Below are 12,978 nucleotides of genomic sequence, written 5' to 3'. Positions count from 1 at the left end.
AAAATATGCAGCCTTAGATTGGAAGGCTACTATATTTTGTAAGTGTATTCTTTAGTATTTGAACAGCCTCGTCTATTTCTTCATAAGAGACAGTTAATGGTGGTAATAATCTGATAACCTTTGGACCTGCAACTAATACAAGTAAACCTTGCTTATGAATTTCTGCTATAATCGGTCCCACTTCTTGATCACATTGTATACCAAGCAATAAGCCTTTCCCTTTAACATCCTTCACAAACGGAATGTCAGCTAATTGCTCTTTTAACTGTTTTTTTAAATATTCACCTTTTTCGCTTACTGATTGCAAAAATGCCGGTTGAAAGATTTCATCTAATGTAGCCTTGGCTGCAGCCATTGCAAGTGGGGTTCCACCAAATGTAGAGCCATGTGTTCCTGGGCTAAATGTATCCTTCAAATGTGCCTTTCCGATCATTGCACCTACTGGGAATCCACTTCCAAGACCTTTTGCAGTTGTAATGATATCCGGTGAAAGACCAGCATGTTGATAAGCAAATGCCTTTCCTGTTCTGCCAATCCCTGTTTGCACCTCATCTATAATAAATAGAGCACCAAACTTTTGACATAGCTCCTCACACTTTTTCAAAAATGCTTCATTAGCAGCATTTACTCCGCCCTCGCCTTGAATGACTTCAAGCATGATTGCCGCCACATCTTCACCCATTTCAGCTTCAATTGCTTTTTCATCATTGTACGGTAAATAAACAAATTCCTCTAACAGCGTGCCAAATCCTGAATGGATTTTTTCTTGTCCTGTCGCACACATCGTCGCAAATGTTCTGCCATGAAAAGATTGTACAAAAGTAATAATTTTATTTCTTCTTGTATGCTTTCTAGCCATTTTGATTGCTGCTTCATTTGCCTCAGCACCACTATTACAGAAGAATACATAGTCACCGCATGAATTTTCTGTGAGTAGAGCTGCTACTTTTTCCTGATGGCTTGCTTGAAACAGATTGGATACATGCCAAACTTTATTTAACTGCTCCTCTATAGCTTTTTGCACTTTAGGCGGTCTATGTCCTAAATTACATACTGCAATTCCAGTAACGAAGTCTAAGTATTCTTTTCCGTTGCTATCTTTAACTTTAGTGCCCTGACCTTCTACTATTTCAATTTCCCAACGACCGTAGTTTGGAAATAATGCTCCCATTTTTTTCACCTACTATTTTAGAATGTTGGAACATTTTCTTTTACAATTTTTGTCCCAATAATTTGTCCGTCATTAACAATTTTGGTATCTTTTCCATTTACAATGATTACTTCCTGCAGGTCCCCAGTCAAGGAATCAATCGCCGCTTTAACTTTCGGGATCATACCTCCGTAAATGGTTCCATCTTCTATTAACAATTCAATTTCTTTAGGAGTTATTTGCTCAATGATTTGACCTTCTTTAAGGATGCCTGGAACATCCGTTACAAATAGAAGCTGTTCCGCTCCAATTGCCTTTGCTACAGCACCAGCTGCAGTATCTGCATTAATATTATATCTTTGGTCCTCATCATCCACACCAATCGGTGCAATTACTGGAACAAATCCAATTGCCATTAACTCTAAAACAAAATCTCCATTAACTTTTTCTATTTCACCTACATAGCCAAGCTGTTCGAAATTGATTGGTTTTGCTTTCAAAAGCTGACCGTCCACACCAGCTAAACCTATCGTTTTGACTCCAGTTTTTTGAAGCTTTCCAACGATCGTTGTGTTTACCTTTCCTGCTAATACCATTTCAACAACTTCCATAACCTCTGCCGTTGTTTTTCTTAATCCATCAACGAATACGGATTCTATATTTAAGGAGTTCAGGATCTGACCAATCGCAGGTCCTCCTCCATGCACTATGATCGGCTTTTTTCCCAACTTTACTAAATCTGCAATACTTTCAAAAAAGTCATTGCTCAACTGTTCGAGTGTACTTCCCCCACATTTTATTAAAACAATATCGTTCAAGATTTGTTCTTCCTTCCCCGATTTAATCCACGCCTAATTTCAGCTACGAGCGATAGCTTCCATTAATACGTACATAATCATATGATAAATCACAACCCCATGCCTTGCCTTCTCCTTCTCCAATATGAAGATTTACTTTGATCACTACCTCTTTACCTTTTAAATAAAGAGTCGCATCTTCTTCAGAAAAAGGAATGGGTTGACCTGCTTTTAACATCTGGATATCTCCAATAAAGACATCTACTAATGAAGGATTGACCTCAACACCGGTATACCCAACAGCACAAATAATTCGGCCCCAGTTAGCATCCGCTCCAAATACGGCTGTTTTTACCAGTGAAGATCCTACTACACTTTTTGCAATTTTCCCCGCATCTTCATCGGAAAGAGCACCTTCAACCTGAACCTCAACTAGTTTTGTAGCTCCTTCTCCATCTCTCGCAATTTCTTTTGCTAAATCTTCACAGGCCATTTGTAATGCTTGATAAAATACTTCCCAGTCAGGATGGTCGGTTGTTAATGATTCATTTTCCGCCATTCCATTTGCCATTACTAGAACCATATCATTTGTTGATGTATCACCATCAACCGTAATACGGTTAAATGTTTTATTCGTAATATCACTTAAGGCATATTGAAGGTCTTTAGATTCAATATTAGCATCAGTTGTCACAAAGCCTAGCATTGTCGCCATATTAGGATGAATCATCCCTGATCCTTTAGCGGCCCCGGCAATCGTTACTGTTTTTCCATTAACCACGATTTCATAGCAAGTTGTCTTCGCTACAAGGTCCGTTGTTAAAATTGCCTTGCTGAAAAGATCGCCACCTTCTATAGAAGGAACCGGACTCAATTGTTCAATCCCCGCCGAAATCTTATCCATCGGCATTAATTCACCGATCACTCCAGTTGAAGCGACAGCAATATAATGTTCTTTTAATGAGAACTTTTCAGATACTTCTTTCCTTATTCTTATAGCATCTTTTTCACCTTGTTCTCCTGTACATGCATTGGCATTACCACTATTACAGATAACTGCTTGAAGTTTTCCTTCCTTAGCAATACTATCTTTTGTAATTTTCAAGGGTGCTGCTTGAAATGCATTTAGCGTATAAACTGCTGCACAGCTTGCTGGAACTTCACTTAAAATGATAGCTAGGTCTAATTTATCTTTTTTACGAAGATTGGCATAGATCCCCGTTGCACTATAACCTTTTGGACTTGTGACAGATCCATTTTCAACCTTCTTAAATCTTTTGCTCACATTGCTTCGCCCCTCTAAAATCACTGTCATTCTCTCCTTAAGATGCTCTCTTTAATTGTCCAGCTCCAGCGCCCAGCGACTAGTGGACTTCACCCACCTCCCTACGATAAGTCAACAACAAAGGAATCTCTTCGTTCGTCGCCGGATATCCTTTATCTCAGTCGATGTGCTCCAGTCCTTACGTCGCTAGACGGGCGCTTCCGCTTTTCTCATGGATAAACAGGAACAAAATTTAGCCCTGTCTTTTCATCTAATCCCATCATAATATTTAAGTTTTGGATTGCCTGTCCTGCTGCCCCTTTAACTAGATTATCTATTACTGAGACAATCATGATTCGACCTGTTCTTTCATCATAAGCTAAACCGATATCACAATAATTTGAACCATAAACCTCTTTTGTTGAAGGGAAAACGCCTTTCGGACGAACTCGGACAAACGGTTTATTTTCATAAGCTTCATTATAAAGTTCATGAAGCTGATCAATTGTCATCTTATTTTTTGCTTTCACATATATCGTAGACATTATACCCCTGGTCATTGGCACAAGATGTGTACTAAAGGTGATCGGCCCGATGTTTCCATTCCATCCCTTTAATGTCTGTTCAATTTCCGGTATATGTTGATGTTGATTTACTTTATATATTTTAAAATTGTCATTCATTTCCGTATAATGACTAATCGCAGATAAGGAACGTCCTGCGCCGGAAACAGCCGATTTGGCATCAACTATAATAGAATCTTCTACTATAAGTTCCTTTTGAACTAATGGCGCTAACCCTAGTTCAACGGATGTTGGATAACAGCCAGGATTTGCGATTAAGGTCGCTTTTTTGATCTCCGCTTTATTCCATTCAGGTAAACCATAAACGGCGGCATCAATTGTTTCCTTTGGAGCAGCGCACTTTTTATACCAAAACTCATAATCTTCTAACTTTTTAATCCGCAAGTCTCCGGACAGGTCAATGACTTTTAACCCTTGCGCTACTAACTCTGGTGATAGTTTGCTAGAAATCCCTGACGGTGTTGCCAAAAAGACAAGATCAACGTTTTTAGCCATCTCCTCCGGATTAATTTCTTCTAATTTATTATAGATAATTTCCTGTAAATGTGGATAACTCTCAGTATAAGGTGTACCTTGCTGTGAAGAGGAGTGCAAAGATACAATTTCAACCTCAGGATGATGGTTTAATAACCGAATTAATTCCGCTCCGCCATATCCAGTTGCTCCTACGATTGCTATTCTCATCATTTGTCCTCCTATCTAATCAAATACGCCTTGGCGTATTTGTGCCCAGCGGATATTTTCGAGCTGGCTTGCTCGAAAAACTACCTTTAAAAATCTGAGGCATCCGCCGGAGGCTTAAACTTTATTCAGTATGGAACTGAATAAAGTTTTATTCTTTGAAATTAGTATTTATTATATAATTGCATAAAAATAAAATCAAATGTATTTTTATAAATTTGACGAAATTTTTTAACAAGTAATTATGAATTAAGTGTGAACAATAGTACATACTGTGAAAAGTGTCACAACAATACAGTAAAATGATAACTATAATCAGATTCATAGACACTAGCTCTGTTCTGCTTGTTTAAATAAGAAGGAGGTCAAACATATGCTTTCTGAATTTTTAAGGGGAATCATTTTCTTCAAAGATTTACCTGATCATTTGCTAGATGCCCTTGCTGCTAAGGTGAAAACAGCTTCCTATAAAAAAGGGGATTATATATTTCATGAGTCGGATGAAGCTAAAGCTATTTATTTTATGAAAAGCGGAATCGTTAAAATCAAAAAGATCAACCCTCAGGGGAAAGAATTAATCGTCTGTATAAAACGATCCGGGGATATTTTTGCTGAAGCTTCCTTATTTTGTGAACCGGGGACAAACTATCCAGGGACAGCCCAGACCATATCTGATGCTGAAGTCTTGTTTTTACTAACATCTGATTTAGAGGATGTGATCGCCATCAATCCTGATCTTTCAGTTGAAATGATTCGGTTTATGGGCGGTCAACTTCGATCCTTTACTTCCATATTAAGAGACATCGCTTTATTGGATGTATACGGGAAAACAGTAAAAACAATCGAAAGATTGGCACGTGATTTCGGAAGTAAAACAAATAGTGGAGTTAAAATTGAACTTCCATTATCAATTCAGGAATTGGCCAACATCATTGGATCAACCCGTGAAAGTGTGAGCCGTGTTCTTTCCAAATTAAAAGATCAAGATTTAGTTACGATCACTGAGAAGAATATTGTTATTAACAATTGGTGCGACTTCTGTCAGATGTTTATAGAGACAGCAGATTATTAGAAAAGCGGAAGCGCTGGAGCTAGACAGTAAGAGGTGGATATGCATTCCACCTCTTTATTTATTTGTCCCCCCAAAAAAAAATAGAGTACAAAAAGTACTCTAAAAAAAGGGGGTTAGATATAGAAACTTAACATTTATTGCTAACACACATATTTACCCACCAATGGCGGACATCACGCGTGTTGTCGGATTACCAAAATCAAAATTCTCATCACCCATTTGGTGACGTTCAGGTTTGATAAACATTGCTTTTTTGAAAGCATGTATTAATTGCTGCTCATTATCAATGAACTGTCTTAACGAAACTTCATCCTGCCAGAAAAGACAAGGCTTTAAATGTCCATCAGCAGTTAATCTTAAACGATTACAGTTGTCACAGAAATTACATGAAATCGGATGAATCAATCCAAAAGTGCCTTTCGCATTTTCAAATGCATATTGGTCTGCGGGGCCGCTATTTTTATGTGTTGTTACCGGATTATATTGTCCGATGCGTTCCGCTATTTCTTTGACAATCTCCAATGACTGATACTGATTACTCCAAACATTATTCGTTTGTCCAATTGGCATATATTCAATAAAGCGAATATTGATTGGTTCACGAATAGTCCATAATAAGAAATCTTCTATTTCATCAACATTGAAGTCTTTCATTAAGACGGCATTTATTTTAATTGGATTAAAACCTAATTCAACCGATGTTTGAATTCCCTCTAGTACATCGTTTAAATGTCCATCTCTTGTAATATAGGAAAATTTTTTCTCATCAAGGGAATCCAAGCTTATATTTACACGGTCAAGACCTGCTTCTTTTAATTCTTTCCCATATTTTTTAAGAAAAACTCCGTTAGTTGTTAGGGCTATATCTTCAATAGTAGGTATGGATTTAATTTGGCTAATTAATTCAGGCAAATTCTTTCGTAAAAGTGGTTCTCCACCGGTGATTCTTATTTTCTTAATTCCGAGCTTTGCACCGACATTTACGATTTGAACAATTTCTTCATCAGTTAATAATTTAGGAAAATCCATACATTGGTGTTGACCCTCAGGCACACAATAATGGCATCTTAAATTACAACGATCTGTTACTGAAATTCTTAAATAATCATGATTGCGTCCAAAACGATCCACTAAATTAAGACGGCCATTCATATATTCACTCTCCCAACTGATTATTATTGTATCTTTATTGTGGAATAAATAAATGTGAATTCTATCACATTAATAAAGAGTTTCATAAATTGTTCACACATTCTAAGCTAATTGTTCAAGTATCATTAATATAGTAATTACAGTATTAAACTGTTGACTTAAATGCGTTTTTCCTTTTAACTTATATATAGCGGAAGATTTTTGGCGAATTTCGTCGAAAGGTGGTTTTAAAATGCCTGAACTACAACAACCAAATAAAAAGATTTTCATGCCAGAATCCATTCAAGAACTGTTAAATTCTTTAGACCATACAATGAAAATGCAAAAAGGTACCTTTTTATTTCAGGAAGGAATGCCAGCAACAGAATTATATATAATCCGTTCTGGAAGAGTGCAAATTAGTAAGATTTCCCAAGATGGCAAAGAGTTAACATTACGAATTTGCACAGTAGGAGATATTGTTGGAGAGTTGACCCTATTTACAAATGAAGCAAAATACCTTCTCAATGCAAAAGTATTAGAGAGCGGTGAGGTTGCTGTCTTGAAAAAAGAATATCTGGAGCAGCAATTGATCGAAAACGGTTCTCTTGCCTACGAATTTATGAAATGGATGAGCGACCATTTTAGAAGGACACAGACTAAATTCCGGGATCTCGTTCTTCATGGAAAAAAAGGCGCCCTTTATTCTACTTTAATCCGTATGACAAACAGCTACGGTGTAAAACGTGAAGATGGAAGTATTCTAATTAATATCCCATTAACGAATCAGGATTTAGCCAATTTCTGTGGCACTTCAAGAGAAAGTATTAATCGAATGCTAAGTGATCTCCGCAAGGATGAAATCATATCCGTGAATAAAGGGAAAATCACCATTCATGATCTAGAGTTTTTAAAAACGGAAATTAATTGTGAAAACTGTCCACCAGAATTATGCAATATTGATTAATCGGTATTGTCTAATTCTTATACTATGATAGTAATGCATTGACAAGAAAATAAAAGTGAAGAATATCACTTTAAAAAAATTATTTATAAAAAAGAAAGCCAACTTTTTCTAAAAGCTAGCTTTCTTTTTTTTTGTTTTATTTTGACAAACTTTCTTTACCTTCTTTATTCCGTAATGCTTTTGGAATATAAACGCAGAATGGTTCACTCTCTAAATAATCTCCAGTCATTGCATATGCTCTAGATCTTGAACCACCACAAACAAAGCGGAATTCACAAACACCACATTTTCCTTTATATAGATCAGGGTTGCGTAATGATTTGAAAATTGGTGATTCACGATAAATTTCAGCTAATGGTGTTTCACGTACATTTCCGGCTTTTACAGGTAAAAGTCCACTCGGGTATACGTCCCCAACGTGAGAGATAAATACAAAACCATTTCCATCATTAACGCCTTTAGGCGCTCTTCCTAAACCGTCAATGGTACCAGTTGCACCCTTCATTAGAGCATCTTCATAGTTGATGTCTTCGTGATTTGCAACATGTTCTCTCATTTTATTTTGAATAACAACCCTACGGTAATGCTGTGCGGCCGTTGTTTTAATATCGAATTTAACACGTTTACTTAAATTATAAAGCCATGTAAATACTTGTTCATGCTGAACCGGTGAGATCATATCTGATTCTTGGCCTCTTCCTGTTGGAACAAGGAAAAAGACGCTCCAAAGAACACAATCTAAATCTTCCACCAATTTTGCCATATCATCTAGTACATCGATATTGTATCTTGAGATAACTGTATTGATTTGAATTGGAATTTCAAGCTCATGTAAATACTTGATTGCCTTCATCGTTAAATCAAATGAGCCGCTAACTCCACGGAAATGATCATGAATTTCAGCAGTTGGTCCATCAATACTGAATGCCCATCTTGCAAGTCCAACTTCCTTTGCTTTCTCAATAGCCTCTTTCGTTACGTTCGGCGTTGCACTTGGTGTCATTGATACACGGACACCCTTCTTGATAGCATAATCAGCAATGTCATAAACATCCTCACGCATCAATGGGTCCCCACCCGTAAATACTAGCATAGGATTGTCCATTTCATAAATTTGATCTATTAAATTCTTTCCTTCCTCAAAAGAAAGCTCACGAGGGTCCCGTTTGTATTGCGCTTCCGCACGGCAGTGCAGACACTTAAGCTGGCAAGCTCTTGTTAACTCCCATATAACAATAAATGGATCTTTATCATAATCACGATTAAACACGTGAACCACACTCCTTATACTATAAAGACTCTTTCATTATTTTACAGGTAAAACTTTTCAGGTTATGTGATGTTTATCACACTGATATGAGATTTAACAATACAGTAACAAATATCTACAAATTATCTACCTTTAATATGTTTTTAATTATCCAGAAGTTTGTTAGAATTGTTATATAGGAAGCCATAAAAAAAAGAGGTGAACGAAAATGTTACCCCAAACATCCATAAAACAACTACTACATAATGTTCCAATATTTCATGAATTAACGGGTGAAGAGCTGCAGCCCATCATTGATATTTCGCAAACACGTCTATATGAACCAAAAATCCACGTGTTTATGCAGGGGGATACGCAAGACCGGGTCTTTTTTATCCATCAAGGAAAAGTCAAAATTTATAAAACTGATTTCAACGGACGTGAACAAATTGTGTCCATTTTAAAGGAAGGAGATATGTTTCCCCATGTCGGCTTTTTTCGAAAAGGTGAATTTCCGGCTCATGCAGAGGTTATTGAACCAACTACCCTAATCATCATCCCTATTTCCAACTTTGAAGAAATCCTGATTAAATATCCTGAAGTAAGTATTAAGGTATTTAGAGTGCTCGGGGAAAAAATTATTGATTTGCAAAACCGTCTTGAGGAACAAATTTTATCAAATACGTATGAGCAAATTCTAAAGTTATTACTGCGCTTGTCAAAATCGCATGGACAAAAACTGGAGGATGGAAAATCTAAATTTTTAATCACTACCCACTTTACAAATCGCGAATTGGCAAACATGATCGGAAGCTCCCGCGAAACCGTAAGCCGTACTTTAAACCAGCTTAAGAAAAAACATCTTATTGACTCTACCGAAGAAGGTTATTATATCGTTGAAACAGATAAACTCGAAAACGAATTATTTTAACCAATAAATGAATACAGTTTTGTAAATAATAAGGGTTGTCTCAAAGGAATCTTCACTTTTGAGGCGGCTCTTTTTTTATGTGAAGTTTTGTTTTATAGATTGTGATTTAAATCACTTAAAACAGTATTGAAAATGGTTATCATAGAGATATGGCACAAAACATTAATTGTTCGGGGGTTAATCACATGAACATGATGCCAGGTCTGTCAAAGACTGAAACAAATATTAAGTTACCTTTTTCTTTTATTATTTATAGTTTACTGGCCTTTTCCGCCTCGCAAATTATATTAATTTTCAGCGGCGATTTTCTAACAAATGGGGCCTTTCGAATCCCACCTTTATGGATGGTTGCCCATTTATTAGTATTGGGTTGGGCACTGATGGTCGCCATGGGGGCAATGTATCAATTGGTACCCGTTGCTTTTTTAACGCCAATTTGGAATGAAACATTTGGGTTTATTCAATTTTGGATTACAGCCATTGGAATAACCGGATTTGCATTATCACTGGCATTTTCCCCTAAACTCACAATGATAACAGGGTTTATTACGTTGATTGGTGTATTAATGTTTCTCTATCAAATGGCAATGACTATGAAAAAGCAGACGGAAAAGAATATCCTAACCGCTTTGGTTGGCACTGCCTTAGTTTGTTTGCTGCTGACAATTTTGTTTGGTATTTTTCTCGCAGCAAGTGTTAGTGGCCATCTTTCATTAGCCAATCATGTCGCTTTGTTAAAAACCCATATCATTCTAGGAATTGCAGGATGGTTTTCGCTGCTAATATTCGGGTTTTCCTATAAAATGGTGCCAATGTTTTCATTAGCACATGGCTTTTCAATGAAATTAAGCAAGCCGATTTATTTTCTTTATATTTTCGGCTTACTTTCGAGCATTTTATCATTTTGGACCAACCGATCGATTCTCTTTCAATTGGGAATGATGTTGTTATTTATTTCATTTTCTCTTTTTGTCTGGCATATTAAACAAATTATTAAAAAACGTCTAAAGAAAAATTTAGATAAGCCTTTTACCTTTTCTTTAGTGGCCATTATAATTGGCTGGATTATGCACTTGGTTGCTTTGATTTCGTCATTCATTTCAATTTCTCCTTATTTATTTGGAGTTATTATCTATTTATATATTATGGGTTGGATTGTATTCAGCATTATGGGTTATTTATATAAAATTGTCCCTTTTTTATGGTGGACCTATAAATACAGCAAGGAAATGGGACAGCCTAATGTACCAACCTTAAAACAACTTATGAATGAAAAGCTTGGAACCATTTTATTTATTTTATGTTTAATCTGCTTTGCAGGGTTTGCTGTTTCATTCAGCTTTAAACTAGCAGGCCTGTATATGTTTGTACAATTATTGTTTGCTGTCACAACCGTTGTTTTTAGCGCGACTGTAGTTAGTATCCTTAAAAAATAACGATATTGGAGGAGTTTACCATGGAATTAAAAGAAAAAATCCTAAAAGAATTAGAAACTGTTATCGACCCTGAATTAGGACTAAACATTGTTGATTTAGGCTTAATTTACGATATAAATATTGACGAAGAAAATAACGTAAATATCAAAATGACGTTAACAACGCCTGGCTGCCCGCTACATGACAGTATTACAAGTGGTGCAAGATATGTCCTTGAAGCTATGGAAGAAGTGAATGAGGTTAACGTTCAGTTAGTATGGGAGCCAGCTTGGTCTCCTGAGCTAATGAGCGACCGTGCAAAAGATTGGTTAGGAAGAAGATAAATAGAAAAGCGGAAGCACCCGTTTAGCGACGTATAAACTGGAGCCCATCGACTGAGATAAAGGAAACACGGCGAACTTGTGAGCCGATGTTGACTTATCGTAGGGAGGTGGGCGAAGTTTACGAGTCGCTGGGTGCTGAAGCTAGACAATGAAGAAAAGCGGGGGTCACCCGTTTAGCGATATTTCATAGAAAAAATTGGAGTGATGAAAATGAGTAAAGTTGTAGAACTAGACGTACGTGAGGATCTAAAAAATAAACAAGAACCATTTCAAAAAATAATGAAGGCTATTGAGGGTTTGGATTCAACTGGTGATACATTTATTTTACATGCACCATTTAAACCAACACCATTATTAGGTGTATTTAGCTCAAAAGGTTTCTCTAACGAAGCTGAAGAGATCGAAGAAGACTACTGGAAAATAACTTTTGTTAAACAGTAAGGAGAATTCTTATGAAGCTTGATAATCGTGGACTTGAACCACCACAACCAATGATGAGAACACTGGCAGCACTTGATGAATTGCCTGAGGGTGAAGAACTGATTATAAATAACGATCGCCGTCCAATGTTCCTATACGAGGAATTAGATGGACGGGGCTATAAGCATGAAACGATTGAATTGGAGGATGGCAGTTTTCAAATTACAATACGAAAATCGTAAGCGCCTTGCTTAGCGAAATCCACTAGGTGCTGAGCGCTGGAGCTAGACAATTAATTATGCACAGACTTAAAAAGGTAGTTCAGCCAACTTGGGCCTGAACTACCTTTTCTATTTTTCCTTCCTTTATATAGAAGATGCGCTCTCCTAATTTTCTTGCTTCCTGGAGATCATGAGTGACCATTAATATCGGAATTCCCCATAATTCATGAAGACGAAGAAGCTCTTCATGGCACTGCAAGCGTGTTTCATAATCCAATGCTGAAAATGGTTCATCAAGCAATAAGAGGGATGGTTCTGTGGCTAAAGCCCTTGTTAACGCAACTCTTTGTTTCTCCCCGCCCGAAATTTCTCTCGGGTATTTATTTAACAAATGTCTTATATTTAAAACATCAATGATTTGTTCCGTTAATTCCGTGTTTTTCATACCATAGGCAATATTCTTCCAAACCGTCATATGGGGGAATAAGGCGTAATCCTGAAAAAGGTAGCCAACATTCCGATTTTGTACGGGAAGCGGCTTACCGGCAGAGTGAAAAAAGTCGACTCCATTACTTACGATCGAGCCATAATCTGGCTGCGCCAATCCTGCAACGCAATTTAAAATTGTTGTTTTACCTGAACCGGATGGGCCAAACAATATGGCAATTTCCTTATTAATATGTAAATCAACATCAACTGTAAAATGGGCAAGCTTTTTTTTAATTTGAATTGTTAACATCGATACCCACCTT

Annotated in this window: 14 protein-coding genes; 7 read left to right on the top strand and 7 right to left on the bottom strand. The window is 36.8% G+C overall.

All coding sequences use genetic code 11. The features are described from left to right. Positions 1–13: 13 nt before the first annotated feature. The 4 genes from BAZO_RS16595 to argC form a co-directional block, all read right to left on the bottom strand. Entirely contained in the window at positions 14–1,171 is a 1,158-nt protein-coding gene (locus BAZO_RS16595) for an acetylornithine transaminase (RefSeq protein ID WP_004431801.1), read from the bottom strand. 17 nt (positions 1,172–1,188) lie between these two features. After that, complete coding sequence (gene argB / locus BAZO_RS16590; protein WP_004431799.1) at positions 1,189–1,968, bottom strand: acetylglutamate kinase; 780 nt, start codon at positions 1,966–1,968, stop codon at positions 1,189–1,191. 43 nt (positions 1,969–2,011) lie between these two features. Beyond that, on the bottom strand, positions 2,012–3,262 hold the full coding sequence (gene argJ, locus BAZO_RS16585) for a bifunctional ornithine acetyltransferase/N-acetylglutamate synthase (RefSeq protein WP_051015823.1): 1,251 nt from the start codon (positions 3,260–3,262) through the stop codon (positions 2,012–2,014). Between the two features lie 179 nt (positions 3,263–3,441). Further along, positions 3,442–4,479, bottom strand: a complete 1,038-nt coding sequence (gene argC / locus BAZO_RS16580; RefSeq protein ID WP_004431793.1) for an N-acetyl-gamma-glutamyl-phosphate reductase — start codon at positions 4,477–4,479, stop codon at positions 3,442–3,444. A 370-nt stretch (positions 4,480–4,849) separates the two neighbouring features. On the opposite strand from argC, the gene BAZO_RS16575 reads away from it, so the two are divergent. After that, positions 4,850–5,548, top strand: a complete 699-nt coding sequence (locus BAZO_RS16575; protein ID WP_004431792.1) for a Crp/Fnr family transcriptional regulator — start codon at positions 4,850–4,852, stop codon at positions 5,546–5,548. Positions 5,549–5,701: 153 nt separating this feature from the next. Here BAZO_RS16575 and moaA read toward each other — a convergent pair whose 3' ends face one another. Continuing rightward, complete coding sequence (gene moaA, locus BAZO_RS16570; RefSeq protein WP_004431786.1) at positions 5,702–6,700, bottom strand: GTP 3',8-cyclase MoaA; 999 nt, start codon at positions 6,698–6,700, stop codon at positions 5,702–5,704. A gap of 232 nt (positions 6,701–6,932) precedes the next feature. On the opposite strand from moaA, the gene BAZO_RS16565 reads away from it, so the two are divergent. After that, the gene (locus tag BAZO_RS16565; RefSeq protein WP_004431783.1) at positions 6,933–7,646 is read left to right on the top strand and encodes a Crp/Fnr family transcriptional regulator; all 714 of its coding nucleotides are present in this window, start codon (positions 6,933–6,935) and stop codon (positions 7,644–7,646) included. Positions 7,647–7,782: 136 nt separating this feature from the next. Here BAZO_RS16565 and BAZO_RS16560 read toward each other — a convergent pair whose 3' ends face one another. Further along, entirely contained in the window at positions 7,783–8,916 is a 1,134-nt protein-coding gene (locus BAZO_RS16560; RefSeq protein ID WP_004431780.1) for a TIGR04053 family radical SAM/SPASM domain-containing protein, read from the bottom strand. 208 nt (positions 8,917–9,124) lie between these two features. On the opposite strand from BAZO_RS16560, the gene BAZO_RS16555 reads away from it, so the two are divergent. From BAZO_RS16555 to BAZO_RS16535, 5 genes are all read left to right on the top strand, one after another. Beyond that, positions 9,125–9,826, top strand: coding sequence for a Crp/Fnr family transcriptional regulator (locus BAZO_RS16555; protein WP_004431778.1), 702 nt, complete (start codon positions 9,125–9,127; stop codon positions 9,824–9,826). A 185-nt stretch (positions 9,827–10,011) separates the two neighbouring features. Further along, positions 10,012–11,262, top strand: coding sequence for a hypothetical protein (locus BAZO_RS16550; protein ID WP_004431776.1), 1,251 nt, complete (start codon positions 10,012–10,014; stop codon positions 11,260–11,262). A 20-nt stretch (positions 11,263–11,282) separates the two neighbouring features. Then, a complete protein-coding gene (locus BAZO_RS16545; protein WP_004431774.1) occupies positions 11,283–11,585 on the top strand; it encodes a metal-sulfur cluster assembly factor in 303 nt (100 codons plus the stop codon). A gap of 210 nt (positions 11,586–11,795) precedes the next feature. Then, complete coding sequence (locus BAZO_RS16540; RefSeq protein ID WP_004431771.1) at positions 11,796–12,026, top strand: DUF2249 domain-containing protein; 231 nt, start codon at positions 11,796–11,798, stop codon at positions 12,024–12,026. Between the two features lie 11 nt (positions 12,027–12,037). Beyond that, positions 12,038–12,247, top strand: coding sequence for a DUF2249 domain-containing protein (locus BAZO_RS16535; RefSeq protein ID WP_004431769.1), 210 nt, complete (start codon positions 12,038–12,040; stop codon positions 12,245–12,247). Between the two features lie 79 nt (positions 12,248–12,326). On the opposite strand, the gene BAZO_RS16530 is transcribed toward BAZO_RS16535, so the two are convergent. After that, complete coding sequence (locus BAZO_RS16530; protein ID WP_004431766.1) at positions 12,327–12,965, bottom strand: ATP-binding cassette domain-containing protein; 639 nt, start codon at positions 12,963–12,965, stop codon at positions 12,327–12,329. Positions 12,966–12,978 lie beyond the last annotated feature (13 nt).

Origin of the sequence: Schinkia azotoformans LMG 9581 (genome assembly GCF_000307855.1) — a bacterium.
GTDB lineage: Bacteria > Bacillota > Bacilli > Bacillales > Bacillaceae_J > Schinkia > Schinkia azotoformans.
This window is presented reverse-complemented; position numbering and strand designations above follow the sequence as displayed.

What these genes read in the sequence shown, in the direction of transcription:
- BAZO_RS16555 (WP_004431778.1), top strand. Translation starts at nt 9,125, where the DNA reads ATGTTACCCCAAACATCCATAAAACAACTACTACATAATGTTCCAATA.
- BAZO_RS16550 (WP_004431776.1), top strand. Translation starts at nt 10,012, where the DNA reads ATGAACATGATGCCAGGTCTGTCAAAGACTGAAACAAATATTAAGTTA.
- BAZO_RS16595 (WP_004431801.1), bottom strand. Translation starts at nt 1,171, where the DNA reads ATGGGAGCATTATTTCCAAACTACGGTCGTTGGGAAATTGAAATAGTA.
- argC (WP_004431793.1), bottom strand. Translation starts at nt 4,479, where the DNA reads ATGAGAATAGCAATCGTAGGAGCAACTGGATATGGCGGAGCGGAATTA.
- BAZO_RS16575 (WP_004431792.1), top strand. Translation starts at nt 4,850, where the DNA reads ATGCTTTCTGAATTTTTAAGGGGAATCATTTTCTTCAAAGATTTACCT.
- BAZO_RS16535 (WP_004431769.1), top strand. Translation starts at nt 12,038, where the DNA reads ATGAAGCTTGATAATCGTGGACTTGAACCACCACAACCAATGATGAGA.
- BAZO_RS16540 (WP_004431771.1), top strand. Translation starts at nt 11,796, where the DNA reads ATGAGTAAAGTTGTAGAACTAGACGTACGTGAGGATCTAAAAAATAAA.
- BAZO_RS16565 (WP_004431783.1), top strand. Translation starts at nt 6,933, where the DNA reads ATGCCTGAACTACAACAACCAAATAAAAAGATTTTCATGCCAGAATCC.
- BAZO_RS16545 (WP_004431774.1), top strand. Translation starts at nt 11,283, where the DNA reads ATGGAATTAAAAGAAAAAATCCTAAAAGAATTAGAAACTGTTATCGAC.
- argJ (WP_051015823.1), bottom strand. Translation starts at nt 3,262, where the DNA reads ATGACAGTGATTTTAGAGGGGCGAAGCAATGTGAGCAAAAGATTTAAG.
- moaA (WP_004431786.1), bottom strand. Translation starts at nt 6,700, where the DNA reads ATGAATGGCCGTCTTAATTTAGTGGATCGTTTTGGACGCAATCATGAT.
- BAZO_RS16530 (WP_004431766.1), bottom strand. Translation starts at nt 12,965, where the DNA reads ATGTTAACAATTCAAATTAAAAAAAAGCTTGCCCATTTTACAGTTGAT.